General features: G+C 65.7%; 23 protein-coding genes. All 23 read right to left on the bottom strand.

Annotated elements, in window-relative coordinates; translation table 11 throughout:
- Positions 1-2 precede the first annotated feature (2 nt).
- Positions 3-1,370 (bottom strand): histidinol dehydrogenase, encoded by a 1,368-nt coding sequence (hisD, locus tag KF796_06300; protein MBX3586236.1) that lies wholly within the window; start codon positions 1,368-1,370, stop codon positions 3-5.
- Positions 1,367-2,041, bottom strand: a complete 675-nt coding sequence (locus tag KF796_06295) for an ATP phosphoribosyltransferase (protein MBX3586235.1) — start codon at positions 2,039-2,041, stop codon at positions 1,367-1,369. The genes hisD and KF796_06295 overlap by 4 nt, the downstream gene beginning before the upstream one ends.
- Positions 2,038-3,303 (bottom strand): UDP-N-acetylglucosamine 1-carboxyvinyltransferase, encoded by a 1,266-nt coding sequence (gene murA / locus KF796_06290; GenBank protein MBX3586234.1) that lies wholly within the window; start codon positions 3,301-3,303, stop codon positions 2,038-2,040. Before murA ends, KF796_06295 begins: the two co-directional genes overlap by 4 nt.
- Positions 3,304-3,340: 37 nt before the next feature.
- Positions 3,341-3,583: a BolA family transcriptional regulator gene (locus KF796_06285; GenBank protein MBX3586233.1), complete on the bottom strand. Its 243-nt coding sequence runs from the start codon at positions 3,581-3,583 to the stop codon at positions 3,341-3,343.
- 88 nt (positions 3,584-3,671) lie between these two features.
- Positions 3,672-4,427 carry an ABC transporter permease gene (locus KF796_06280; protein MBX3586232.1) on the bottom strand — a complete coding sequence of 252 codons (756 nt, stop codon included), beginning with the start codon at positions 4,425-4,427 and terminating at the stop codon, positions 3,672-3,674.
- The gene (locus tag KF796_06275; GenBank protein MBX3586231.1) at positions 4,424-5,419 is read right to left on the bottom strand and encodes an ABC transporter ATP-binding protein; all 996 of its coding nucleotides are present in this window, start codon (positions 5,417-5,419) and stop codon (positions 4,424-4,426) included. Before KF796_06275 ends, KF796_06280 begins: the two co-directional genes overlap by 4 nt.
- A 57-nt stretch (positions 5,420-5,476) precedes the next feature.
- A complete protein-coding gene (locus KF796_06270) occupies positions 5,477-5,749 on the bottom strand; it encodes an STAS domain-containing protein (protein MBX3586230.1) in 273 nt (90 codons plus the stop codon).
- A 15-nt stretch (positions 5,750-5,764) separates the two neighbouring features.
- Positions 5,765-6,406 (bottom strand): ABC transporter substrate-binding protein, encoded by a 642-nt coding sequence (locus tag KF796_06265; protein ID MBX3586229.1) that lies wholly within the window; start codon positions 6,404-6,406, stop codon positions 5,765-5,767.
- 115 nt (positions 6,407-6,521) lie between these two features.
- Entirely contained in the window at positions 6,522-7,289 is a 768-nt protein-coding gene (locus KF796_06260; GenBank protein ID MBX3586228.1) for a VacJ family lipoprotein, read from the bottom strand.
- A complete protein-coding gene (gene mlaD, locus KF796_06255) occupies positions 7,286-7,774 on the bottom strand; it encodes an outer membrane lipid asymmetry maintenance protein MlaD (protein MBX3586227.1) in 489 nt (162 codons plus the stop codon). The genes KF796_06260 and mlaD overlap by 4 nt, the downstream gene beginning before the upstream one ends.
- A gap of 53 nt (positions 7,775-7,827) precedes the next feature.
- Positions 7,828-8,610 (bottom strand): lipid asymmetry maintenance ABC transporter permease subunit MlaE, encoded by a 783-nt coding sequence (gene mlaE / locus KF796_06250; protein ID MBX3586226.1) that lies wholly within the window; start codon positions 8,608-8,610, stop codon positions 7,828-7,830.
- Positions 8,607-9,425, bottom strand: a complete 819-nt coding sequence (locus tag KF796_06245; protein MBX3586225.1) for an ABC transporter ATP-binding protein — start codon at positions 9,423-9,425, stop codon at positions 8,607-8,609. The genes mlaE and KF796_06245 overlap by 4 nt, the downstream gene beginning before the upstream one ends.
- Before the next feature lie 204 nt (positions 9,426-9,629).
- A complete protein-coding gene (locus tag KF796_06240; GenBank protein ID MBX3586224.1) occupies positions 9,630-11,096 on the bottom strand; it encodes a glutamate synthase subunit beta in 1,467 nt (488 codons plus the stop codon).
- 35 nt (positions 11,097-11,131) lie between these two features.
- Complete coding sequence (locus tag KF796_06235) at positions 11,132-15,859, bottom strand: glutamate synthase subunit alpha (GenBank protein ID MBX3586223.1); 4,728 nt, start codon at positions 15,857-15,859, stop codon at positions 11,132-11,134.
- A gap of 149 nt (positions 15,860-16,008) precedes the next feature.
- Positions 16,009-16,749, bottom strand: coding sequence for a transposase (locus KF796_06230; protein MBX3586222.1), 741 nt, complete (start codon positions 16,747-16,749; stop codon positions 16,009-16,011).
- Between the two features lie 24 nt (positions 16,750-16,773).
- Positions 16,774-17,619: an SAM-dependent methyltransferase gene (locus KF796_06225; protein MBX3586221.1), complete on the bottom strand. Its 846-nt coding sequence runs from the start codon at positions 17,617-17,619 to the stop codon at positions 16,774-16,776.
- Positions 17,616-18,170 carry a DUF1415 domain-containing protein gene (locus KF796_06220; GenBank protein MBX3586220.1) on the bottom strand — a complete coding sequence of 185 codons (555 nt, stop codon included), beginning with the start codon at positions 18,168-18,170 and terminating at the stop codon, positions 17,616-17,618. Before KF796_06220 ends, KF796_06225 begins: the two co-directional genes overlap by 4 nt.
- A 6-nt stretch (positions 18,171-18,176) precedes the next feature.
- Entirely contained in the window at positions 18,177-18,824 is a 648-nt protein-coding gene (locus tag KF796_06215) for a hypothetical protein (protein ID MBX3586219.1), read from the bottom strand.
- 37 nt (positions 18,825-18,861) lie between these two features.
- Entirely contained in the window at positions 18,862-20,046 is a 1,185-nt protein-coding gene (locus KF796_06210; protein MBX3586218.1) for an MFS transporter, read from the bottom strand.
- Positions 20,043-21,191, bottom strand: a complete 1,149-nt coding sequence (locus tag KF796_06205; protein MBX3586217.1) for a deoxyguanosinetriphosphate triphosphohydrolase — start codon at positions 21,189-21,191, stop codon at positions 20,043-20,045. The genes KF796_06210 and KF796_06205 overlap by 4 nt, the downstream gene beginning before the upstream one ends.
- A 62-nt stretch (positions 21,192-21,253) precedes the next feature.
- Positions 21,254-22,363, bottom strand: a complete 1,110-nt coding sequence (aroB, locus tag KF796_06200; protein MBX3586216.1) for a 3-dehydroquinate synthase — start codon at positions 22,361-22,363, stop codon at positions 21,254-21,256.
- Positions 22,364-22,416: 53 nt separating this feature from the next.
- Positions 22,417-22,923: a shikimate kinase gene (locus KF796_06195; protein ID MBX3586215.1), complete on the bottom strand. Its 507-nt coding sequence runs from the start codon at positions 22,921-22,923 to the stop codon at positions 22,417-22,419.
- Positions 22,924-22,957: 34 nt separating this feature from the next.
- Entirely contained in the window at positions 22,958-24,682 is a 1,725-nt protein-coding gene (locus KF796_06190; GenBank protein MBX3586214.1) for an Ig-like domain-containing protein, read from the bottom strand.
- Positions 24,683-24,728 lie beyond the last annotated feature (46 nt).

The following is a 24,728-nucleotide window of genomic DNA, read 5'->3' as shown; positions in this document are numbered from 1 at the left end:
GCTCATCGCTTGAGCCTCATTTCCGCGGCGCGGGCGTGTGCCTGCAGGCCTTCGCCGTAGGCCAGTTCAGCGGCGATCACGCCCAGCGTCTGCGCTCCGGCCTCACTGACCTCGATCAGGCTGCTGCGCTTCTGGAAATCGTAGACCCCCAGCGGGCTGGAAAAGCGCGCCGTGCCCGAGGTGGGCAGCACGTGGTTGGGGCCGGCGCAGTAGTCGCCCAGGCTCTCGCTGGTGAAGGCGCCGAGGAAAATCGCGCCCGCGTGGCGCAGCAGCGGCTCCCAGCGGTGCGGGTCGCGGCTGGAGACCTCCAGGTGCTCGGGCGCGATCCGGTTGCTGATCTCGCAGGCTTCTTCCATGCTGCGCGTGTGGATCAGCGCGCCGCGGTCGTTCAGGCTCTTGGCGATGATGGCGGCGCGCGGCATCTCAGGCAGCAGCCGGTCGATCTCGGCCTGCACGCGGTCGATGTAGGCGGCGTCGGGGCACAGCAGGATGCTCTGCGCCAGCTCGTCGTGCTCGGCCTGGCTGAACAGGTCCATGGCCACCCAGTCGGGCGGCGTGGTGCCGTCGGCCAGCACCAGGATCTCGCTGGGGCCGGCAATCATGTCAATGCCCACGGTGCCAAAGACGCGGCGCTTGGCGGCCGCCACATAGGCATTGCCGGGGCCGGTGATCTTGTCGACCTTGGGAATGGTGGCCGTGCCATAGGCCAGCGCCGCCACGGCCTGCGCGCCGCCCACGGTGAAGGCACGGGTCACGCCCGCCACCCAGGCGGCGGCCAGCACCAGCTCGTTGCGCTCGCCGCGGCTGGCCGTGGTGGCGCCGGTGCCGCCCGTGGCCACGCTGCCGCGCACCGGCGTGGGCACGACCATGATGATCTCGGCCACACCCGCCACATGGGCCGGCACGGCATTCATGATCAGGCTGGACGGATAGGCGGCCTTGCCGCCCGGCACATAGATGCCCGCGCGGTCCAGTGGCGTGACCTTCTGGCCCAGCAGGGTGCCATCCGCATCGCGGTACTGCCAGCTCTCGCCACTGGCCTGCTTCTGGGCCTCGTGGTAGCTGCGCACGCGGCGCGCCGCGGACTGCAGCGCCTCGCGCTGGGCCGCGGGCAGGGCCTCGAACGCCGCCTTGAAGTCGTCCTGGGTGAGCTCCAGATCGGCCACGCTGGCGGCCTGAAGGCCGTCAAAGCGCGCGGTGTAGTCGAGCACCGCGGCGTCGCCGCGCTGGCGCACATCGGCCAGGATGTCGGCCACGCGCTGCTCGATGGCGGCGTCGGTGTCGGCCGCCCAATGCAGCCGGGCCTGGAAATCCGCCTCAAAAGTGCCGGAAGTCGTTACCAGCCGGGCAGGTCTAGCTACAAAACTCATAGCGCCTGACCCTTGCCCACGGCGCCGGCAAAGGCGTCGATGATGCGGCGGATGGGTTGCTGCTTGAGCTTGAGCGCCGCCTGGTTGACCACCAGCCGCGAGCTGATGTCCATGATGCGTTCGACCTCGATCAGGTGGTTGGCCTTGAGCGTGCCTCCGGTCGAGACCAAGTCCACGATGGCGTCGGCCAGGCCCGTGAGGGGGGCCAGTTCCATGCTGCCGTACAGCTTGATCAGGTCCACGTGCACGCCCTTGGCCGCAAAGAACTCGCGGGCAATGCCCACGTATTTGGTGGCCACGCGCAGGCGCGAGCCTTGCCGCACCGCGCTGGCGTAGTCAAAGTCGGCGCGCACCGCCACGCTCACGCGGCACTTGGCGATCTGCAGGTCCAGCGGCTGGTACAGGCCCGCGCTGCTGGCGCCACCGCCCCAGTCCTTGCCATGCTCGATCAGCGTGTCCAGCCCGGTCACGCCCAGGTCGGCGCCGCCGTACTGCACATAGGTGGGCACGTCGGTGGCGCGCACCAGCACCACGCGCACGTCGGGCTGGTTGGTGGTCAGGATCAGCTTGCGTGACTTTTCGGGGTCTTCAAGCACCTCGATGCCCGCGGCCTTGAGCAGCGGCAGGGTCTCGTCAAAAATGCGCCCCTTGGACAAGGCCAGCGTGATCATTTCAGTCTTTCAATGTCGGCACCGATGCCGCGCAGTTTGGATTCCATCTGGTCGTAGCCGCGGTCCAGGTGGTAGATGCGGTCCACCAGCGTCTCGCCCTCGGCCACCAGGCCCGCAATCACCAGGCTGGCCGAGGCCCGCAGGTCGGTGGCCATGACCGTGGCGCCCGAGAGCTTGGGCACGCCTTCAATCACCGCCACCTTGCCATCGGTCTGGATATGGGCGCCCAGGCGGACCATCTCGTTGACGTGCATGAAGCGGTTTTCAAAAATGGTTTCGGTGACCTTGGACGCGCCCTCGGCCACCACATTGAGCGCCATGAACTGGGCCTGCATGTCGGTCGGGAAGCCCGGGTACTCGGTGGTGCGGAACGATTGCGCCTTGAGCCGGCCCGAGGCCTCGACGTGAATGCCGTCAGGGGCCGCGGTGACGATGGCGCCGGCCTCGCGCAGCTTCTCGATCACGGCGTCCAGATGATCGGCCCGGCCATGGCGCAGGAACACCTTGCCACCGGCGGCGGCCACGGCGCACAGGAAGGTGCCGGCCTCGATGCGGTCGGCCACCACCGGGTGGCTGCAGCCATGCAGCGCGTCCACGCCCTGGATGCGGATGCGGCTGGTGCCGTGGCCCTCGATCCTGGCGCCCATGCGGATCAGCATCTCGGCCAGGTCGGGGATCTCGGGCTCCTGGGCGGCGTTCTCCAGGACGGTCTCGCCCTCGGCCAGTGCGGCGGCCATCAGGAAGTTCTCGGTGCCGGTGACCGTGACCATGTCAGTGGTGATGCGCGCGCCCTTCAGCCGCGTGCGGCCCTGCGGCAGCTTGGCGATCATGTAGCCGTGCTCGACCACGATGTCCGCGCCCATGGCCTGCAGCCCCTTGATGTGCTGGTCCACGGGCCGCGAGCCGATGGCGCAGCCCCCGGGCAGCGACACCGTGGCCTCGCCAAAGCGCGCCAGCAGCGGGCCCAGCGCCAGCACCGAGGCGCGCATGGTCTTGACCAGTTCGTAGGGCGCCTCGGGCGAGCTGAGCTGGCTGGCATTGATGCGCACGGTGCCGTCGTCATCGCGCTCGGCGCTCACGCCCATGTTGCGGATCAGCTTGAGCATGGTCTGCACGTCCTGCAGCCGCGGCACGTTGGTCAGCGTCACTGGGTCGGCAGTGAGCAGCGCGGCGCACAGCTCGGGCAGGGCCGCGTTCTTGGCGCCGGAAATCCGGACCTCGCCGTGGAGCTGCCGCCCCCCGCGAATCAATAGCTTGTCCATCAACAGGTCAGTGGTTGACCGCCCCAGGAGCAGGCGGTTATTTGGGTAGCGCCGCCCATTCGGCCGGCGTGTGGGTTTTCATCGACAGGGCGTGCACCTCGTCGGTATGCATTTTCGCACCGAGCGTGGCATAGACCCGCTGGTGCCGCTGGATCAGGCGCTTGCCTTCAAATTCCGCCGAGACGATGGTGGCGTACCAGTGGCGGCCGTCGCCCTCGAGTTCAAGGTGCTCGCAAGGCAGGCCGGAGGCAATGATGGAGGTGAGTTCTTCAGCGGTCATGGGGGGTCTCCGACGGGCCGCCCCTAGGAGACCCGGCCCCCTCGGGGGGCAGCGTAGTACACGAAGTGACAAGCGTGGGGGTCATTTTCTACCCGCGGATCTTGTAGCCGATCCGGAGTAAATGGACGGCGATGCTGCCCACCACTGCGAGCGCGGCGCCGACAATGCCCAGGCTGAGCCAGGGCGAGACGTCACTGACCCCGAAGAAACCGTAGCGGAAGCCGTCGATCATGTAGAAGAACGGGTTCAGGTGGCTGACGCCCTGCCAGAAGGCCGGCAGCGAATGGATGGAATAGAACACGCCCGACAGGAACGTCATGGGCATGATCACGAAATTCTGGAAGGCTGCCATCTGGTCGAACTTTTCGGCCCACAGGCCGGCGATCAGCCCCAGCGAGCCGAGCATGGCGGCCCCGAGCACCGCAAACACCAGGATCCACAGCGGCGCCACAAAGCTCAGGTGCGCAAACGCCGTGGTGACCACCAGCACCCCCGCCCCCACCACCAGCCCGCGCACGATCGACGAACCCACATAGGCCACGAACCAGCTCCAGTGCGACAGCGGCGTGAGCAGCAGGAACACCAGGCTGCCCATGATCTTGCTCTGGACAATTGACGACGAGCTGTTGGCAAACGCGTTCTGCAGCACGCTCATCATGACCAGGCCCGGCACCAGAAAGGCCGTGTAGCTCAGCGTGTCATAGACCTTCACATGGTCCTGCAGCACATGGCCAAAGATCATCAGGTACAGCAGCGCCGTGAGCACGGGCGCGGCCACGGTCTGGAACCCCACCTTCCAGAAGCGCAGGATTTCCTTGTACAGCAGGGTCTGCCAGCCGGTCATGCGTGGGGCGCCTCATCAAGGGCGTCCACCAGCGCCACATCGGCCGGCGCCGGGGCATGGGCGTGGTCGCCCGGGTCGGGAACGCCAGCGGTTTTTTCAGCCATGACCTCGAGGAACACGTCTTCCAGGTCGGCCTTGCGAATCTCCACGTCCTCGGCCTGCAGGCCGGCCTCGCGCACCGCCGCGAGGAACTGCTCGATCTCGTGGGCGTTGTGCGCCGGGAACTGGACGATGCGGCCCGTGATCCGGACCACGGTGCGCAGCGCCTCGGGCAGCTCGCTGTCGATCTTGAAGCGCAGCACATTGCTGGAGGCCTTCTTGAGCAGCTCGCTGGTGCGCTCCAGCGCCACCACGCGGCCCTGCTTGAGCATGGCCACGCGCGAGCACAGGGCCTCGGCCTCTTCGAGGTAATGGGTGGTCAGCAGCACCGTGTGGCCTTGTTTGTTGAGCCGGGCGATGAACTGCCACAGCGTCTGGCGCAACTCCACATCCACGCCCGCGGTGGGTTCGTCGAGCACGATGACCGGCGGCTTGTGCACCAGGGCCTGCGCCACCAGTACGCGCCGCTTCATGCCGCCCGAAAGCTGGCGCATGTTGGACGAGGCCTTGTCGGCCAGCCCCAGGCTGTCCAGCAGTTCGTCGATCCAGGCCCCGTTGTTCTTCACGCCGAAGTAGCCCGACTGGATGCGCAAGGCCTCGCGCACGGTGAAGAACGGGTCAAACACCAGTTCCTGCGGCACCACGCCCAGCTGGCGCCGGGCCTGGGCATAGTCGGCCTGCACGTCAAAGCCGCGGACCTTGACCTGGCCACCGCTGGCGCGCGCCAGGCCCGCCAGAATGCTGATCAGGGTGGTTTTGCCGGCGCCGTTGGGGCCCAGCAGGCCAAAGAATTCGCCCTCTTCGATGTCAAAGGACACCCGGTCCAGGGCCTGCAGCGGGCCCTTGGGCGACGAAAAGGATTTGGAGACGGACTGGAAGGCGATCGCGGGCATGGGAGCCCGTGATTCTAGGGGGTCTGCCGCAAGGGCGCCGGCGGCGCCCGCATGCCCTCAAACGGGTGAGGGCAGCAGTTCGGCCACGCCGTACAGCGCGGCCAGGTCGCGCAGGCGCTCGGGCAGCGCCCGCACGGCAAAGGTCTTTTGCAGCAGCAGGCTCTCGCGCCGGCACTCCAGCAACACCGCCAGCGCCGAGGAGTCGAAGCGCTGCAGCGGCGCGGCATCGGCCACCACCTCGGACGCCGGTTCGCTGCGCAGGGCCTGGACCAGCATGCGCGAGCAGGCCGAGGCCTGCTCATGCGTGAGTTCAGCGGGCAACACGAGCATGGCGGCGCCCCCGGCTCAGCCCTTGCGGGCCGCGTTGCTCTTGTTGCGCGCCACCAGTGTGGCGATCAGGCCGTCAATGCCCTTGGCGTTGATTTCCTGGGCGAACTGGCTGCGGTAGGTTTCCATGAGCCAGACGCCGAGCACGTTGAGGTTGTAGATTTTCCAGCCAGCCCCCTGCCCGGCCGTCTTCTCGAGCCGGTAGTCGAGCTGGATCGGGTCGCCGCGGCCCCGGATTTCGGTGCGCACGGTCACTTCCTCGTCCGTGGGGCTGGCGCGCAGCGGCTTGACCGAAATGGTCTGGTCGTTGACCTGGGCCAGCGCGCCCGAGTAGGTGCGCACCAGCAGGGTCTTGAATTCGTCCTGCAATTGCTGCTTTTGCGCCGGCGTGGCCTGGCGCCAGGCCGGACCCACGGCCGATGCGGTCATGCGCTGGAAGTTGACGTTGGGCATGATCTTGCTGTCAACCAGCGCAATGATCTTGTCCAGGTCGCCTGCGCGCACCGAGGTGTCGGCCTTGATGGTGCCCAGCACCTCGTCCGACAGGCGCTTGATGAGGGCGTCAGGGGCTTCGTCGGCGGCATGGGCCCAGGGGGCGCCCACCATCATGGCGCCCGCCAGCAGGGCCGCGGCCAGTTGTCCCAGGGTTCGTCTTTTCATGCTTTTCCTTCAAAAATGCGGTCAGACCGCCATGCCCGTTCGATTCGCGCGGACACGCAGGGTTCGGTTTACTTTGTCGCGTTCCGGTGGTGCCCTTGCAACCAGATGCAACGCATCATTGGGCTTTTTCGGCTTTCCCGTCGTCGTCATCGCCCGGGTACTCACTGCGCCTTTCGTCAATCTCGGCGCGGCGCCGCTGCAGGTAAACGTCGCGCACGAAGGTGTATTTGTCGAGCGCGGCATCGTCCAGCACCGAACTGGCGCGCAGCAAATTCGACCGGATATCGACCGCGCGCAGGGTGTAGACGCTGTAGCGCGCCGAGGTGGGGTCGATCCGGCTGACCGGGTCGGCCTGGTTGTCAAACGTCAGCGCCACCGTGTCGCGCAGCGTCGAGGGCCCGAGCAGCGGCAAGACCACGTAAGGGCCCGCCGGCACGCCCCAGCGGCCCAGGGTCTGGCCGAAGTCCTCGCGGTGCCGGTCAATGTTCAATTCACTGGCAACGTCCAGGATGCCCCCGAGGCCGAAGAAGGTGTTGACATTGAAGCGCATGAAGTTCTCGGCCGCGTTCTGGGCCTTGAACTGCAGGGCGCTGTTGACCGACGACCACAGGTCGCGCAGGTTGCCGAAGAAGTTGCTGACCCCGGTACGCACCATCGGCGGGGCCACCTCGCGGTAGGCCGTGGCCAGTGGCTTGAGGACGATGGCATCGGCGCCATCGTTGAACTGGGCCACCTTGCGGTTCAACGGCTCCAGCGGGTCGCGCGCGGTGGCGCGCGAGCCGCTGGCGCAGCCCGTGGCCAGCAGGGTCAGGCACAGCAGCGCCAGGACGCCCGCCACGCGGGCCCGGCCCGGGGCGTCAGCCCATGAAGAATTTGTTTTCATTTTTTTCCGGTTGCCCCTGAAGAGGTTCCGCCGTCCGCCGCCTTGTTGTAGAGGAACTGGCCAATCAGGTTTTCCAGCACCACGGCCGACTGCGTGGAGCCAATGGTATCGCCAGCCGCCAGATTTTTCTCGGAGGCGCCGGCCTCGATGCCGATGTACTGCTCGCCGAGCAGGCCGCTGGTGAGGATCTTGAGCGAACTGTCCCTGGGAAACACGTATTGAGTTTCCAGCGCCAGCGTCACCCGGGCGCGGAAGGTCTTGTCGTCAAAGCTGATCGAGTCCACGCGGCCGACCACCACGCCCGAGCTTTTCACGGCGGCCTGGCGCTTGAGCCCGCCAATGTTGTCGAACAGCGCCGTGACCTTGTAGGTGGACTGGAAACTCAGGCTCAGCAGGTTGGCCGACTGCAGGGCCAGGAACAGCAGCGCCGCGCCCCCGATCAGGACAAACAGGCCAACCCAGACATCATTCTTGGAGCGTTCCATGGTCAGGCCTCCGGCAGCAAACAGACAGGGTGGGTGCAATTCATGGGGTTCTCCTAAATGCTGAACATCATGGCGGTGAGCAGGAAGTCCAGCCCCAGGACCGACAACGACGCCACCACCACGGTGCGGGTGGTGGCGCGCGACACGCCCTCGGGCGTGGCCTGGGCCTCGAAGCCCTGCAGCAAGGCAATGAAGGTCACGGTCACGCCAAAGACAAAACTCTTGATGACGCCGTTGCCGACGTCCTTCCAGACATCCACGCCGCCCTGCATCTGGCTCCAGAACGCCCCGGGGTCGACGCCGATCAGCAGCACCCCGACGGCCCAGCCGCCCAGGATGCCGACCGCGCTGAAGACCGCGGCCAGCAGCGGCATGGTGATGACACCGGCCCAGAAACGCGGCGCGAGGATGCGGCGCACCGGGTCCACCGCCATCATTTCCATGGCGCTGAGCTGCTCGCCCGCCTTCATGAGACCGATTTCGGCCGTGAGCGAGGTCCCGGCGCGCCCGGCGAACAGCAGCGCGGTGACCACCGGGCCCAGTTCCCGCACCAGCCCGAGCGCGACCAGCAGGCCCAGGGCCTCGGAGGAGCCGTAGCGCTGCAGCGTGTAGTAACCCTGCAGGCCCAGCACGAAGCCGACGAACAGGCCCGACACCGCGATGATGGCCAGCGAGTAATTGCCCAGGAAGTGGATCTGGTCACGTACCAGGCTGAAGCGACGCAGCGTCGGGCCCGCGAGCGCCACCAGCCTGAGGAACAGGCGCGCGCCAAGCCCGAGATCGGCCAGCTTGCGGCGCACCGCGAAACCCAGATGGGCGGGGGAAAAGGGACTCATGACGGCAACCCCGCGCCAAAGTCCTCAGCCACCGTGGGCCCCGGGTAATGAAAGCGCACCGGCCCATCGGGCTGGGCATGGACGAACTGCTGCACCAGCGGGTCGTCGCTGCGGCGGACCTCGTCGGGCGTGCCCTGGGCCAGCACCCGGCCATTGCCCAGGATGATCACCTGGTCGGCGATGTGGAAGGTTTCCTCAAGGTCGTGCGAGACCACGATGCTGGTGATGCCCAGCGTGTCGTTGAGGCGGCGGATCAGCTGGGCCGCGGTGCCCAGGGAGATCGGGTCCAGGCCGGCGAAAGGTTCGTCGTACATGATCAGCTCGGGGTCCAGCGCGATGGCCCGCGCCAGCGCCACGCGGCGGGCCATGCCGCCCGAGATCTCGCTGGGCATCAGGTCGCGCGCGCCACGCAGGCCCACCGCGTTGAGCTTCATGAGGACCACGTCGCGCACCAGGCTTTCCGACAGGCTGGTGTGCTCGCGCAGCGGAAACGCCACGTTGTCAAACACGCTGAGGTCGGTGAACAGCGCGCCGAACTGGAACAGCATGCCCATGCGGCGCCGCGCCGCGTACAGGCCGGCGGGGTCGAGGGTGGCGACCTCCTGCCCGTCAAACAGCATCTCGCCCTTCTGGGCCCGGACCTGGCCGCCGATCAGGCGCAGCACCGTGGTCTTGCCGCCGCCAGACGCGCCCATCAGGGCCGTGACCTTGCCGCGCGGCACGGTCAGCGTGAGGTCATCCAGGATCGGACGCGCGCCATAGCCGAAGCTCAGGTGGCGGCATTCGACCAGGGCGGTCGGCGAGGCTGTGGTCATCCGGACAAAAAAGCCGGAGCGACACCCCGGCTTGAAAATGTGAAGACCAAATGATACGGGGTTTACCCGATCCACAAGGCACACGGGCGCGCCCGGCGCGCGGGCGCCAGGGCGTCCGGGCCGTGCCGGCGGGCGACTTAGGGGTCAAAAGTGGTTGTAGTCCTGATGGGGCGGCCATCAGGCGCTACCAATTCAATAGCACTTTCACCGCGGAAGGTCGGAAAACCCCATGAGGAACTCGTCTACCGCGCGCGCCGCCTGGCGGCCTTCGCGGATGGCCCAGACCACCAGTGACTGGCCCCGGCGGATGTCGCCGGCCGCGAAAACCCGGGCCACGTTGGTGGCGTAGCCGCCCGTGAACTCGGTCGTGGCCCTGGCATTGCCGCGCGCATCCTTCTCCACGCCAAACTGCTCGAGCACGCTGGCGACCGGGCTCACAAAACCCATGGCCAGCAACACCAGATCGGCCTTGAGCAGCTGCTCGCTGCCGGGCACCTCGATCATCTTGCCGTCCTTCCACTCGACACGAACGGTCTTGAGCCCGGTGACCTTGCCCTTTTCGCCGATGAATTCCTTGGTGGAAATCGCGAACTCGCGCTCGCAGCCTTCTTCGTGGCTGGAACTGGTGCGCAGCTTGATCGGCCAGTACGGCCAGGTCAGGGGGCGGTTCTCTTCCTCGGGCGGCTGGGGCATCAGTTCGAACTGGGTCACGCTGACCGCGCCATGGCGGTTGCTGGTGCCCACGCAGTCGGAACCGGTGTCGCCGCCACCGATGACGATGACATGCTTGCCGTCGGCGCGCAGCTGGCCCTTGACCTTGTCGCCGGCGTTGACCTTGTTCTGCTGCGGCAGGAACTCCATGGCGAAGTGGATGCCGTCCAGCTCGCGGCCCGGCACGGGCAGGTCGCGGCTTTGCTCGGCGCCACCGGTGAGCAGCACCGCGTCAAAGTCTTTCTGGAGCTGCTCGGGCGTGACGGTTTCCTTGGCCCAGTTGGTGACCCTGGAGTCCTTGGGCAGCTTGCCCACCATCACGCCAGTGCGGAAGGTCACGCCCTCCTTTTGCATCTGGTCGACGCGGCGGTCGATGTGCGACTTCTCCATCTTGAAGTCAGGAATGCCGTAGCGCAGCAGGCCGCCCACGCGGTCGTTCTTCTCGAACAGCGTCACGTCATGGCCGGCGCGCGCCAGCTGCTGGGCCGCCGCCATGCCGGCCGGGCCCGAGCCCACCACGGCCACCTTCTTGCCGGTCTTGTGCCTGGCCGGACGCGGGGTGACCCAACCCTCGGACCAGGCGCGGTCGATGATGGCGTGCTCGATCGACTTGATGCCCACCGGGTCGTCGTTGACGTTGAGTGTGCAGGCGGCCTCGCAGGGCGCGGGGCAGATGCGGCCGGTGAACTCGGGGAAGTTGTTGGTGCTGTGCAGCACCTCGATCGCGTTCTTCCAGTCGCCCCGGTAGACCAGGTCGTTGAAGTCCGGAATGATGTTGTTGACCGGGCAGCCGCTGTTGCAGAACGGCGTGCCGCAGTCCATGCAGCGTGCGCCCTGGATCTTGGCCTGCGCATCGTCCAGGCCCACAACGAATTCCTTGTAGTGCTTCACGCGCTCGGCAACGGGCTTGTAGCCCTCCTCGATGCGCCCGTATTCCAAGAAGCCGGTGATTTTTCCCATGATCTGTGTTCCTGTGTGTCCTGGAGGTCCGGGCCTTACTTGGCCACCACCGCTTCCTTGTTGCTGGGCGACTGGCCGGCCGTGCTCTCGGTGGCGGCCTCGACCCGGCGGTCATGCATCTCCTGCAGCGCGCGCTTGTACTCGCTGGGGAAGACCTTGACGAACTTGCCGCGGGCTTCCGCCCAGTTGTCCAGCAGGTCGCGCGCGCGCTTGCTGCCGGTCCAGCGGTTGTGGTCCTCCAGCAGCTTGCGCAGCTGCGCCTCGTCGGTCTGCTCACGGTGCCACAGGCCCTTGTGGCTGGCCGCCTGCTGCTCGACCGAGCTGGTGACGCCCTCGAGCGTGACCATTGCGGTGTTGCAGCGGCGCGCGAACTGGCCGTCTTCGTCGTAGACGTAGGCAATGCCGCCGCTCATGCCGGCCGCGAAATTGCGCCCGGTCTTGCCGAGCACGGCCACGGTGCCACCGGTCATGTATTCACAACCGTGGTCGCCCGTGCCCTCGACCACCGCGGTGGCGCCCGACAGCCGGACGGCGAAGCGCTCGCCGGCCACCCCGCTGAAGAAGGCTTCTCCGGTGGTCGCGCCGTACAGCGCGGTGTTGCCAATGATGATGTTGCTGGTGGCCACGCCGCGGAAGTCGATGCTGGGCCGCACCACCACCCGGCCGCCGGACAGGCCCTTGCCGGTGTAGTCGTTGGCGTCGCCGATCAGGTACAGCGTGATGCCGCGGGCCAGGAAGGCGCCGAAGGACTGGCCGCCGGTCCCTTCGAGCTGGATGCGGATGGAGTCGTCCGGCAGCCCCTCGGGATGCACCTTGGTCAATGCGCCCGACAGCATGGCGCCGACGGAGCGGTTCACGTTGCGCGCGATCTCGATGAACTGGACCTTCTCGCCCTTCTCGATCGCGGCCCTGGACTTTTCGATCAGCACGCGGTCCAGCGTCTTGCCCAGGCCATGATCCTGGTCCTGCACGTGGTAGCGCGGCACATCGGCCGGCACCTGCGGCTGGGCGAACAGGCGGCCGAAGTCCAGGCCACTGGCCTTCCAGTGCTCGATGCCCTGCTTCATGTCCAGCAGGTCGGAGCGGCCGATCAGGTCGTCGAACTTGCGGATGCCCAGCTGCGCCATGATCTGGCGCACTTCTTCCGCCACAAAGAAGAAGTAGTTGACCACGTGCTCGGGCTTGCCCGAGAACTTCTTGCGCAGCACCGGGTCCTGCGTGGCCACGCCCACCGGGCAGGTGTTGAGGTGGCACTTGCGCATCATGATGCAGCCCTCGACCACCAGCGGCGCGGTGGCGAAGCCGAACTCGTCGGCCCCCAGCAGGGCGCCGATCGCCACGTCGCGGCCGGTCTTCATCTGGCCGTCGGCCTGCACGCGGATGCGGCCGCGCAGGCGGTTGAGCACCAGGGTCTGCTGGGTTTCGGCCAGGCCGATTTCCCAGGGGCTGCCCGCATGCTTGATGGACGACCAGGGCGAGGCGCCCGTGCCGCCGTCATGGCCCGCGATCACCACATGGTCGCTCTTGCACTTGGCGACGCCGGCGGCGATGGTGCCCACGCCGACTTCCGACACCAGCTTGGTGCTGATGCTGGCGTGCGGGGCCACGTTCTTGAGGTCGTGGATCAGCTGGGCCAGGTCTTCAATGGAGTAGATGTCGTGGTGCGGCGGCGGCGAAATCAGGCCGACGCCCGGCACGCTGTAGCGCAGGAAGCCGATGTAGTTGCTGACCTTGCCGCCGGGCAGCTGGCCGCCCTCGCCGGGCTTGGCGCCCTGCGCCATCTTGATCTGGATCTGGTCGGCGCTGCTGAGGTATTCGGCGGTCACGCCAAACCGGCCCGAGGCCACCTGCTTGATGCGCGAGCGCAGGGAGTCGCCGGCCTGCAGCGCGTAGTCGGCCTCGATCACGTCCTTGCCGACGACGTCGCTGAGCGTCTGGCCCTGCTTGATCGGGATGCCCTTGAGTTCCTGGCGGTAGCGCGCGGGGTCTTCACCGCCTTCACCGGTATTGCTCTTGCCGCCGATGCGGTTCATGGCCACGGCCAGCGTGGCGTGGGCCTCGGTGCCGATGGAGCCCAGCGACATGGCGCCGGTGGCGAAACGCTTGACGATTTCGCTCGCGGGTTCGACCTCTTCAACGGGAATGGCCCTGGCCGGGTCGATGCGGAACTCGAACAGGCCGCGCAGCGTCATGTGGCGCCGGCTCTGGTCGTTGATGAGCTGGGCGTATTCCTTGTAGGTGTTCCAGTTGTTGGCGCGCGTGCTGTGCTGCAGCTTGGCAATGGCGTCGGGCGTCCACATGTGCTCCTCGCCACGCACCCGCCAGGCGTACTCGCCGCCGCTGTCCAGCATGCTGGCGAGCACCGGGTCGTCGCCGAAGGCCGCCTTGTGCATGCGGATCGCTTCCTCGGCGATCTCGAACACGCCAATGCCCTCGACGCGGCTGGCGGTGCCCGTGAAGTACTTGTCCACGGTGTCGCTGTTCAGGCCGATGACCTCGAACAGCTGGGCACCGCAGTAGCTCATGTAGGTGCTCACGCCCATCTTGGACATGATCTTGGACAGGCCCTTGCCAATGGCCTTGACGTAGTTGTAGATGGCTTTCTCAGCGCTCAGGTCGCCGGGCAGGTCCTTGTGGATGGACGCCAGCGTTTCCATGGCGAGGTAGGGGTGCACGGCCTCCGCGCCGTAGCCGGCCAGCACGCCGAAGTGATGCACCTCGCGCGCGGTGCCGGTCTCGACCACCAGGCCGGCCGTGGTGCGCAGGCCCTCGCGCACCAGGTGCTGGTGGATCGCGGACAGGGCCAGCAGCGCCGGGATGGCCACCTGGGCCGGGCCCACGCCACGGTCGCTGATGATCAGGATGTTCTTGCCGCTCTTGATGGCATCCACTGCCTCGGCGCACAGCGAGGCGAGTTTGGCCTCGACCCCTTCATGGCCCCAGTCCAGCGGATAGGTAATGTCCAGCGTGTAGCTCTTGAACTTGCCCTGCGTCATTTGGTCGATGCCGCGCAGCTTGGCCATGTCGGCGAAGTCGAGGATGGGCTGGCTCACCTCCAGCCGCATCGGCGGGTTGACCTGGTTGATGTCCAGCAGGTTGGGCTTGGGGCCGATGAAGGACACCAGCGACATCACGATGGCCTCGCGGATCGGGTCGATCGGCGGGTTGGTCACCTGGGCAAACATCTGCCGGAAATAGTTGTACAGCGGCTTGTTGCGGCTGGACAGCACGGCCAGCGGGCTGTCGTTGCCCATGGAGCCGATGCCCTCCTCGCCGGCCTGGGCCATCGGGCTCATCAGGAACTTGATGTCTTCCTGGGTGTAGCCAAAGGCCTGCTGGCGGTCGAGCAGCGAGACCTCGGTGGCGGGCGCGGTGCCGGCCTCTTCCACGTCGTCCAGGCGGATGCGCAGGTTCTCGATCCACTGCTTGTAGGGCTTGCTGTTGGCGAGGTTGGACTTGAGCTCCTCGTCGTCGATCATGCGGCCCTGCTCGAAATCGATCAGGAACATCTTGCCCGGCTGCAGGCGCCACTTGCGCACGATCTTGTTCTCGGGCACGGGCAGCACGCCCGACTCGGAACCCATGATGACGAAGTCGTCATCGGTGACGCAGTAGCGCGCCGGACGCAGGCCGTTGCGGTCCAGCGTGGCGCCGATCTGGCGGCCATCGGTGAACACGATCGAGGCCGGGCCGTCCCAGGGCTCGAGCATGGCGGCGTGGTATTCGTAGAACGCGCGGCGCCGCTCGTCCATGGTGGTGTGCTGCTCCCACGGCTCGGGGATCATCATCATCACGGCCTGGCTGATCGGGTAGCCCGCCATGGTCAGCAGTTCAAGGCAGTTGTCGAACGTGGCGGTGTCGGACTGGCTGGCGAAGCTGATGGGGTACAGCTTCTTGAGGTCCGGCCCCAGCACGGGCGACGACATGACGCCCTCGCGCGCCTTCATCCAGTTGTAGTTGCCACGCACGGTGTTGATTTCGCCGTTGTGGGCCACGTAGCGGTACGGGTGGGCCAGCGGCCACTCCGGGAAGGTGTTGGTCGAGAAACGCTGGTGAACCAGGCCAAGCGCCGAGACGCAGCGTGGGTCCTGCAAGTCCCGGTAGTAGGTACCCACTTGATCGGCCAGCAGCAGGCCCTTGTAGACCACCGTGCGGCTGGACATGCTGGGAACGTAGTATTCCTTGCTGTGCTTGAGCTTGAGGCTCTGGATGTTGGCGCTGGCCGTCTTGCGGATCACATACAGCTTGCGCTCCAGCGCGTCCTGCACGATCACGTCACTGCCCCGGCCAATGAAGACCTGGCGCAGGATGGGCTCCTTCTTGCGCACCGCGGGCGACATGGGCATGTCGCGGTTCACCGGCACATCGCGCCAGCCCAGCAGCACCTGGCCTTCGGCCTTGATGGCGCGCTCCATCTCCTGCTCGCAGGCCAGCCGGCTGGCGTGCTCCTTGGGCAGGAAGATCATGCCGACGCCGTACTCGCCCGGGGGCGGCAGCTCGATGCCCTGGTGGGCCATTTCGGCGCGGTACAGCAGATCCGGCAGCTGGATCAGGATGCCGGCGCCGTCGCCCATGAGCTTGTCGGCCCCGACTGCACCACGATGGTCCAGGTTTTCGAGAATCTTGAGGCCCTGCTGCACGATCGCGTGGCTTTTTTCGCCCTTGATGTGCGCCACAAAGCCGACCCCGCAAGCGTCATGCTCGCTGGACGATGAATACAAACCGTGTTGTTGGAGATGCTCGATCTCGGCAGCCGTTGTCATGGCGTGCTCCTATGTTTTTCGCAGGGATGGAAAGCATAGTGCACCGCAACAATGATGCCAAGTTATTTATTTGGGGTCAGATTCCAATTATTTTCGAGAAGCTGACCTGGTATTTTTATTGGGGACGGATTAAATGCCTGGGCGGTTGATTACTTGACCGCTGAGTCTGTAGTGAGCTCGGTTGCAGACTCACCTCCTTCGGCGACTTTCAGTCGTGGGCGCCCCGGCCGGGCCTTGGCAATCCGGCGCGCGGTCCGCTGCTGCAGATCGGCCACAAAGTCAGGTGATCCCAGCGCCCAACCGCGCAGCGCCGACTCCGTCAAGGCCTGTTGGGTGGACGCGTCAAGCCCGCTGCGCACCAGTTCCGCATAGGCGGCTTCGCGGGCAAAGGGCGTGTTCCCCAAGCTCCAGAACAGGGGGTGGGGGGTGATCAGCTTGTCGTGGCGCAGACCCACGTAGTGCCCGTGGCTGGACCAGGCATAGTCGCCAGGGCTGGCCACCATGGCGGCCCGCACGGGGTTGAGGTCGATGTAGACCATGCAGGCCAGGAAATGCCGCTCCGCTTCGATCAGGGTCGAGCGGTAGCGCCCTTCCCACAAGGTGCCGGTGCGCGCCTGCGCCGTGTTGAAGTACCGGACATAGCGGCGCCCCACCGCCTGCATCATGCGCGGGATCGAATCAGCCGCCTCGGGGGTCGCAAGCAGGTGGAAGTGGTTGGTCATCAGCACATAGGCATGCACCGCCACACCATGCCTGTGCGCGTTCTCTGCCAGCAGGGACAGCAGCATGTCGTGGTCGGCCGCCGTGGCCACAATGGGCTGGCGGTTGTTGCCGCGCTGGATGATGTGGTGTGGAAAGCCGGGGACGGTCAATCGGGGAAGGCGGGCCATGCTGATCTCATGAAGACCAGGCCATCATAATTGGAATCTGACCCCAATTAAAGATTCAAGCCCGAATTCCTGGAGCAGGCTGCGCAGGCGCTCGGCGGCGCTGCGTTTGCGCTGGCCCGTGTGCCGGGCAATGATGAGTTCATTCTTGAGGCTGTGCTCCCAGCCGACGAGCTCGGTCACCGTGACCTGGTAGCCGCTGGCTTCAAGGTAGAGGCAGCGCAGGACGTTGGTGATCTGGCTGCCCAGCTCGCGCGTGTGAAGCGGATGGCGCCAGAGCTCGGCCAGCGGGGTGCGCGCCAGCGCCAGCGCCTTGTTGCCGCGCAGACAGGCCGCCACCTCCGCCTGGCAACACGGCACCAGCACCATGAACTCCGCCTGCTTTTGCAGGCCGAAGGCGATGGCGTCGTCGGTGGCGGTATCGCAGGCGTGCAGGGCCGTCACCACGTCAATCCGGTCCGGCAGGTCCGCCGACCGGGCCGACTCGGCGACGCTCAGGTTCAGGAAGCTCATGCGGTCAAACCCGAGCCGGCCGGCCAGGTCAGTGGACTGGCGGACCAGCTCCGCCCGCGTTTCAATGCCGAAGATGTGCCCCTGCGGCCGCGCCCTGAAAAACAGGTCGTAGATGATGAACCCGAGGTACGACTTGCCCGCCCCGTGGTCGGCCAGCGTGATGGCCTCATCGGCAGGCATTTCCAGAAGCAGCTTCTCGATGAACTGGAACAGGTGGTGGACCTGCTTGAGCTTGCGCCGCGAGTCCTGGTTGAGCCGGCCTTCGCGCGTGAGGATGTGCAGTTCCTTGAGGAGCTCCAGCGACTGGCCAGGACGGATGCCGGCCGCCTCCAGTGGGTCGGGCTTGTCCGCCGGCTTCATGACGGGGCACCCACACCCAGGGCCATCCAGCCCTCATGGCCCAGCGCGCGCAGGGTTTGCATGTTGGCTTCGAAGATCGCGTCGGCCTGCGGAAACGCCTCGACGGCGCGGTCAATGCTGGCCTCGCGCAGCAGATGCAGGGTCGGGTACGGGGAGCGGTTGGTGAAGTTGGTGATGTCGTTGGCCTCGGTATCCGCGAACTGGTAGGCGGGATGGAAACTGGCGATCTGGAACTGCCCTTGCATGCGCAGGCGCTTCAAGACCCGGTCGGCACGCGGCAGGAATTCGTTGAACGCAAGGAAGTCGTGCAGGCAATAAGGGGCCACGAGCAAGGTGGTGTCGCGCTCGGCGGGATCGGCCGCCGCCAGCGACTGGAGTTCGGCGGCCAGTTGATCCAGCAGCAGGTCAGGGTTGTCGGCGTCGCACTGGACGTAGCGCACCTGGCCCTTGACCTGAACCGCCTTGGCAAAGGGGCACAGATTCAGGCCGATGACGGCCCGCTCGACCCAGGTCCGGGTGAGTTGCAGCGCCGGAGCCAGTACTTCGTCCACGAGGCCTCAGGCAAACCGGCTGGGCTGGGCCACCACCAGCTTGGCCAGTTCGTCCAGCAGGTCGGTCTGCACCTTCGCCGCGTGCCAGGTCGTATTGACGATGCCAAAGCCGTTGGCATTCACCACCCTGAATCCGAGCTGGCCACTGTCATGGTCCGGGGTGATGCGCACATAACCGCGTGTCTCGGTGATGTAGTCAAACTGGATGGCCTGCAGCGTGTTCTTCTCGGGATGGCGGATTTCCTTGCGCTCGTGCTTGACGGAGCCCGTGGACAACCGCGTTTCCACCCGCTCCAGATCCGGCGGGAAATTGACGCTCACGGTGCCGCCGACCGGCGCGCCGATCTGGGGCACCACGTTCCAGCCCATGCCCAGGTAGTCAAACACCTCGCGGTCGCGCAGCATTTTCTTGCGCGCATCGACGCGGAAACTGGTCAGTTTCATGGCGGGCCACGGGGTCTTTCCATCGAGGCTGAAGCGCGGGCCGGGGGGCGTCAGGACGTTGAGCTGCCGGGCCAGTTCCGCAAGGTAATGCTGCACCCGGCCGCAGGCTGCCTCGGCGGCCGCGGTGTGGGCTTCCAGGTCTTTTGACAGGGCGCCCTGCTGGCTTTGCAGCGCATGGGCCTGCGACTTGAGTTGGTTCAGAAAGCTCACGGTTCCTCCGGCGGCGCGGTATGTTGTGCGGCGAATTTTATCGGCTCGGCGCCAGCAGCCTGGCCACGCGACTGGCCAGCAGCACCCCCACCAGCGAACAGCCCCCCGTGACGCACCAGGTCCAGCCCCAGCCACCCGTCCAGCCCGCGACCCATGCCACCAGCGGCGGCCCGGCGAACTGGCCGGCCGCTGACCATTGCTGCATCCAGCCCACGGTCGTGGAGACCGTGCGCTCGCCGGGCGCGAGCCGCACCGCGAGCGAGAACAAGGTGCCGGGGATCACGCCGCCCACCATGGAAAACATCAATACGCACAGGTAGCGCAGCGCCGGCGTCATCCCGTCGGCCGGCAGGAAAGCGCCCAGCGCACCCAGACCCATCACCAGGAAGCCGCCATACAGCAGCCTGGGCGCCGGAACGCCGCGTTGGAGCCAGTAGCCGGAAGCAAGATTGCCCACGATGTTCACGGCGGCAGCCAGCGCCGTGAGGGTACCGGTGGTCGCGCCCGACAAACCCGCCTGGGCATAGATCGATGGCAGGAAGCCGACGACGGCAAGCCATTGCCCGGAATACATCGCAAACGTCAAGGCCACGAGCCAGGGTCCGCGCGCCGTCAGGGTCTGGTGCAACCGCTGCGGCCAGCGGTCCGCATGGCCGGCCATCCGTCCATCACCGTCGGTCGGCACGGCCCGGGCCAGCCACGCAGCCATGGCCAGCGACAGCACCCCCAGCGACCACCACCACCCCGGCCACCCCACCCATGAAAGCACCCAGGGACCACACAGTAAGGCCGCCGCCGTTCCCAGCGGCATGTAGGCGCCCCAGAAACCGAGCATGGCGTTGACGCGTTGCGGCGGAACCAGACGGCGGATCAGGCTGGGCGCCGGCATGGAGGCCAGCAAAAAGCCCATGCCTTCCACGGCACGCAGTAGCAGCAGCGCATTGACGTCGGTTGCCAGGCCCCCGAGGCCACTGGCGGCTGCCAGCAGCAGCAGGCCCGCCAGCATGCAGCGCCGCAAGCCCAGGCTGTCGGCGGCCAGCCCCACCGCCAGCCCCAGGCCCATCCCCGCGAGCTGGACCAAGGACAGCAGGAAGCCCGCCTGCACCAGGCTGACGCCCAGCGCATCCCTCAACACGGGCAACGCCGGCGGCAGTTTGCCCACATGCAGGGCCGCGCTCACGCCCGCAAGAACCACCACCAGCGCCGGATCCGGACGCCTCATGTCCCGTCTGGTCCCAGCAGTCGCAGGCCCGTGAGTCGCTCATGCTCGCGGGCGGCAAAGCGGTCGGTCATGCCGGCGATGTAGTCGGCCACGGCGCGGTGGCGGTCCGCCCTTTCGCCAAAGCCCTCGGACATCTGGGTCGCGTCGGCGCAATAGGCGGCGAACAGGTCACGGATCACCTGCTGTGCCTGCCCGGTGGTTTGCGTCACCTGGGGATGACGGTAGAGGTTGTGCATCAGGAACCGCTTGAGTTCGGCCGATTGCTCGCGCATGGCGTCGCCGAACCGCACCAGTGCGGGGAGCTGGCGCACATCGTCGGCCGTCAGCGGGCCGGCGAGGTCTATTGCCGCCTGGGTGCTGCGAATCACGTCGTAGACCTGGGCACTGAGCAGGCGCCGGATCACCTCATACAACAGGCGCCTGCCCTGCAGCTCGGGATGCGCGGAAAGCACCTCCCGCCGGTATTCGTCAAACAGCGCCATGCCGGACAGCTGTTCGATGCTGATGAGGCCAGAGCGGACACCATCGTCGATGTCGTGGGCGTTGTAGGCGATCTCATCCGCGAGGTTGCACAGCTGGGCCTCCAGGCTGGGCTGGGACCGGTCCAGGAAGCGCCGGCCTACGCCGCCCGGCTCCCGCGCCTCCAGCTTCTGCGCATTGGAGCGGGAGCAGTGCTTGAGAATGCCTTCGCGGGTTTCGTAAGAGAGATTGAGGCCGTCAAAACGGGGATAGCGCTCCTCGAGCGTGTCAACCACCCGCAAGCTCTGCAGGTTGTGCTCGAAGCCCCCGTGGTCCGCCATGCAGGCATTCAGCGCATCCTGCCCGGCATGGCCGAAAGGCGTGTGCCCGAGGTCATGCGCCAACGCAATGGCCTCCACCAGGTCCTCATTGAGTCGCAGGGCCCTGGCGATGGAGCGGCCGAGCTGCGCCACCTCCAGCGAATGCGTCATCCGCGTGCGGAACAGGTCTCCCTCATGGTTGAGGAACACCTGGGTCTTGTAGACCAGCCGCCGGAATGCGGTCGAATGCACGATCCGGTCGCGATCGCGCTGGAATGCGGTGCGTGTGGGCGCCGGCGGTTCGACATGCCGGCGCCCGCGCGAGCGCGACGGGTCACTGGCATAGGGGGCGCAGGGAACATTCATGAACCAAACAGGCCTGTAGTCCTTGCCAGACGGTCATCTAACGCTATCAATTGAGGAGCGCTCTAACCGCAGCACTCGTCCAGAACCGCGGTCACCAGCGCATCCGGTGCGCTGCGCACCACGGCGCGGCCCGGCGTCTCGATCACCACGAATTTGATCTCGCCAGCTTCGGCTTTCTTGTCAACCCTCATGAGCTCCAGGTAGCGCCCGGCGCCCAGTCGCGGGCCGCGCACGGGAAGGCCTGCGTCGCTCACAAGACGGGTGAGCCGCTCAACAAAAGCCTGATCGACCCCGCCGAGACGCTGGGAGAGATGTGCCGCCATGACCATCCCGCAACCGACGGCTTCGCCGTGCAGCCACTGGCCGTAGCCCAGGCCGGCCTCGATCGCATGCCCGAAGGTATGGCCGAAGTTCAGGATGGCGCGCAGGCCGCTTTCGCGCTCATCCTGCCCCACGACGGCGGCCTTGATTTCGCAGCTGCGCTTGACCGCATGCGCCAGCGCGCCCACATCCCGCGCCAGCAATCGGTGGAGATTGGCTTCCATCCAGTCAAAAAATGCCATGTCGGCAATCGGGCCGTATTTGATGACTTCGGCCAGACCCGCGCTGATCTCGCGCGCGGGCAGCGTCGCGAGCGTGTTCAGGTCGCACACCACCGCCAGCGGCTGGTAGAAGGCCCCGATCATGTTCTTGCCCAGCGGGTGGTTGATGGCCGTCTTGCCACCCACGGAAGAGTCCACCTGGGCCAGCAATGTGGTCGGCACCTGCACAAATGGCACGCCGCGCATGTAGCAGGCGGCGGCGAAGCCGCTCATGTCACCCACCACGCCACCCCCCAGCGCGTAAATCACGGTCTTGCGGTCGCAGCCATGGCTGAGCAGCGCATCAAAAATCAGGTTCAGCGTCTGCCAGTGCTTGTGTTCCTCGCCATCGGGCAGCGATACGAGATGCACGTGTTCATGCCGGTTGGCAATCGCGCCCCGCAACTGCGCGGCATACAGCGGCGCGACCGTGGTGTTGCTGACGATCAGCGCATGCGTGGAATGAGGCAGGTCCGCCCAGACAGACGGCGCCCCCAGCAGGCCCTCGCCGATCGTGATGGCATAGCTGCGATCAAGGAGATCGATGGAAACCTGATGGACGGTATCGGAGGGGGAGAGAACGACGGACATCCCCGGAGTTTAGAGGCAATGGAGAAACTGCCTCTTCCCCCCGGAGAGTTCGGTCAACCTGCGGGCACGACGCCGGCGAGCTCCAGTTGCATGACCACCTTGTTGACCAGCGTTTGCAGGGAGGTTCTTCCGGTGTCTATCCGGAAATGCGCGGTCTCACAGTACAGCGGGTCGCGCGCGGAATAGAGTTCACGCATGCGGCCCAGCGGATCCGCGACCTGCAGCAGCGGGCGGTTCACATCATGGCGAAGCCGCCGGTGCAATTCCTCAGGCGACGCCCGAAGATAGACAACATGGCCCTGCCGCATGGCCGCCCGGTTGGGAGCCCTCAGAACGGCACCACCGCCGGTGGACAGCACGGCGCCAGCCTGGGTCATCATTTCCGCGATCACTGCCTCTTCAATGTCCCGGAAGGCATCCTCGCCATGCTGGTCGAAGTAGCTGCGTATGGAGCATCCGATCCGCTCCTCGATGAGGTGGTCGGAATCATGAAAGGAAAGCGCCAGCCGCCTGGACAGCTGGCGCCCCACCGTGGTTTTCCCCGATCCTGGCAGTCCAATCAGGACAATGGGAGCCCGATCCACTTAGAACAGATCAATTGGGCGTGGTGCAGTTGTTGCTACCGTAGGCGGGGGTCAGGAATGAGCCGTTGGAAACATCGCCCTGAAGCACATCGGTGACAAATGTTCGTTCCGCCAGACCCTGCGAACCCGCGACGTTGGCGGTAACTCGTACCTTATACGCGATCCAACCACCAAATCGTTGCGAATACTCCACCTTGATCACCAATACCCCACTGGCGTCAGTGCTGGTCACAGCGGGCGTTTCGTAGCTGATGACCATATCGCTTCGTCGGGGCTCCAGCGTGGGCTGCCCGTTCGAATCCGTGCTGCCATCGACGTTTTCGCCGAAATCGGCAATGCCATTGCGATTGGTATCCTCATTTGGGCACCAATTGAAGGTCACAGAGACTTCTTCGCCAGCCACAGTTCCTGTCCGCGTAAAGGAACTGGACGCCAGGGGGCTCAGTGGAACTGTTGCCAGGCTACCGGCGCCCCAGATAGGCGACTTCCCATAGTGGGTCAAATCCAGGGAGATATCGACAGGCGCATTAGCCACGGCTCGGCCGGCCGAATCAGCAACAGTTACCGCAAATTTCTTGATGTAGGTTCCCTGCCCCTTGATCAGCAGATTATCGTCTCCGATCGACACAGCCAGAGCCTGACCAGCCACAGTCAAAGACGCACTGGTAGACGCGGGACAATCTGAAGGCGAGGCGAAATCTGTCGCTGAATAGCATGCCCGGATCTGCACGCCATTGGTGGGACTCGGATTTTGTCCCGAAATGTACTGGGTTGAGACAGCTCCTGAGGCATCTGTGTAGAGAGTCGATGCCCCACTGACAATCGACGAGCCCACGGTCGGCAACCCGGTTGTCAGATCCACAAACCTGACACGGACGTTTTGGACAGGCCTGTTGCTGGCATCAAGAAACAAGAACCGAAGCGTCGTCCGATTGCTTGTGGACCCAGGGCTATTGGTCGCCAGAACATTTGGCGACGCCGCAAGGGAAGGGGAAGCCCCCGCAGGTATGGCAGCCGGAGGAATGGAAGTGGAAAAAACCTGCAGTTGGTAGTCACCCGATCCGACCCCACCGCCTTGGGCGCTGATTGTGTATACACCTGCATTGGTAGGGGCCGTGAATGTTGAAACAGCGACTCCATCGGCACCGGTCACTATGGACTTGCCTTGCAAAGAGGGAACATTGCCTCCCAATGCGACGGACACACCACGAATTGGATTGCTTGATGCATCCACCAGGACCGCAGTGACTGTACCCACCTGCCCCGGTGAGGGCGCGCTGGGTGATGCCGACAGTGAAAGTTTGCTGCCACTCACACGAACAGATGTCTTTTTGACAATTCCATTGATGGTCACGGCCAATGTCACGTCCCGATCCGACTTATCCCCTCCGATAGTCAAAACACCGGCATAGACACCGGAGGCATCGGTTTTTGAACCCGCCGTGGGTGTAAATACACTATTCTGATCAGCGGTTACCAGCACCGAGGCATCCGGCACGGTATTGCGGTTTGAATCAACTGCAACCACCGTGAGTTTCGCCGAGTCCAGCCCCGAATTGGACATCGTAGTCTTGTCACTAAAAAGGGCAAAGTCGGATACCGCAGCTGTCGCTGTCCCACCAGTGCTTGTTCCCCCGCCCGAGGTGCTCGTGCCTGCACTGCCCCCTCCTCCGCCGCATGCAGCGAGTGACAACGCCAAGGCCACGCCGGCCCAAAAATTTATGGAATTCTTCATTGCCTGATAGTCCTCTATATTCCCTTGTCGTCGTCCTTCGAATCGC

The sequence above is a fragment of the Ramlibacter sp. genome (genome assembly GCA_019635435.1).
Taxonomy (GTDB): Bacteria; Pseudomonadota; Gammaproteobacteria; order Burkholderiales; family Burkholderiaceae_C; genus JAHBZM01.
The sequence above is the reverse complement of the archived record's forward strand: the minus strand, read 5'-3'. Positions and strand labels throughout refer to the sequence as shown.

Coding starts and splice junctions, on each gene's coding strand:
- KF796_06235 (MBX3586223.1), bottom strand. CDS start 15,859: ATGACAACGGCTGCCGAGATCGAGCATCTCCAACAACACGGTTTGTAT.
- KF796_06205 (MBX3586217.1), bottom strand. CDS start 21,191: ATGAATGTTCCCTGCGCCCCCTATGCCAGTGACCCGTCGCGCTCGCGC.
- KF796_06230 (MBX3586222.1), bottom strand. CDS start 16,749: ATGGCCCGCCTTCCCCGATTGACCGTCCCCGGCTTTCCACACCACATC.
- murA (MBX3586234.1), bottom strand. CDS start 3,303: ATGGACAAGCTATTGATTCGCGGGGGGCGGCAGCTCCACGGCGAGGTC.
- KF796_06225 (MBX3586221.1), bottom strand. CDS start 17,619: ATGAAGCCGGCGGACAAGCCCGACCCACTGGAGGCGGCCGGCATCCGT.
- KF796_06265 (MBX3586229.1), bottom strand. CDS start 6,406: ATGAAAAGACGAACCCTGGGACAACTGGCCGCGGCCCTGCTGGCGGGC.
- KF796_06295 (MBX3586235.1), bottom strand. CDS start 2,041: ATGATCACGCTGGCCTTGTCCAAGGGGCGCATTTTTGACGAGACCCTG.
- KF796_06260 (MBX3586228.1), bottom strand. CDS start 7,289: ATGAAAACAAATTCTTCATGGGCTGACGCCCCGGGCCGGGCCCGCGTG.
- KF796_06270 (MBX3586230.1), bottom strand. CDS start 5,749: ATGCTCGTGTTGCCCGCTGAACTCACGCATGAGCAGGCCTCGGCCTGC.
- hisD (MBX3586236.1), bottom strand. CDS start 1,370: ATGAGTTTTGTAGCTAGACCTGCCCGGCTGGTAACGACTTCCGGCACT.
- KF796_06190 (MBX3586214.1), bottom strand. CDS start 24,682: ATGAAGAATTCCATAAATTTTTGGGCCGGCGTGGCCTTGGCGTTGTCA.
- KF796_06245 (MBX3586225.1), bottom strand. CDS start 9,425: ATGACCACAGCCTCGCCGACCGCCCTGGTCGAATGCCGCCACCTGAGC.
- mlaE (MBX3586226.1), bottom strand. CDS start 8,610: ATGAGTCCCTTTTCCCCCGCCCATCTGGGTTTCGCGGTGCGCCGCAAG.
- KF796_06285 (MBX3586233.1), bottom strand. CDS start 3,583: ATGACCGCTGAAGAACTCACCTCCATCATTGCCTCCGGCCTGCCTTGC.
- aroB (MBX3586216.1), bottom strand. CDS start 22,363: ATGTCCGTCGTTCTCTCCCCCTCCGATACCGTCCATCAGGTTTCCATC.
- KF796_06280 (MBX3586232.1), bottom strand. CDS start 4,427: ATGACCGGCTGGCAGACCCTGCTGTACAAGGAAATCCTGCGCTTCTGG.
- KF796_06210 (MBX3586218.1), bottom strand. CDS start 20,046: ATGAGGCGTCCGGATCCGGCGCTGGTGGTGGTTCTTGCGGGCGTGAGC.
- mlaD (MBX3586227.1), bottom strand. CDS start 7,774: ATGGAACGCTCCAAGAATGATGTCTGGGTTGGCCTGTTTGTCCTGATC.
- KF796_06275 (MBX3586231.1), bottom strand. CDS start 5,419: ATGCCCGCGATCGCCTTCCAGTCCGTCTCCAAATCCTTTTCGTCGCCC.
- KF796_06240 (MBX3586224.1), bottom strand. CDS start 11,096: ATGGGAAAAATCACCGGCTTCTTGGAATACGGGCGCATCGAGGAGGGC.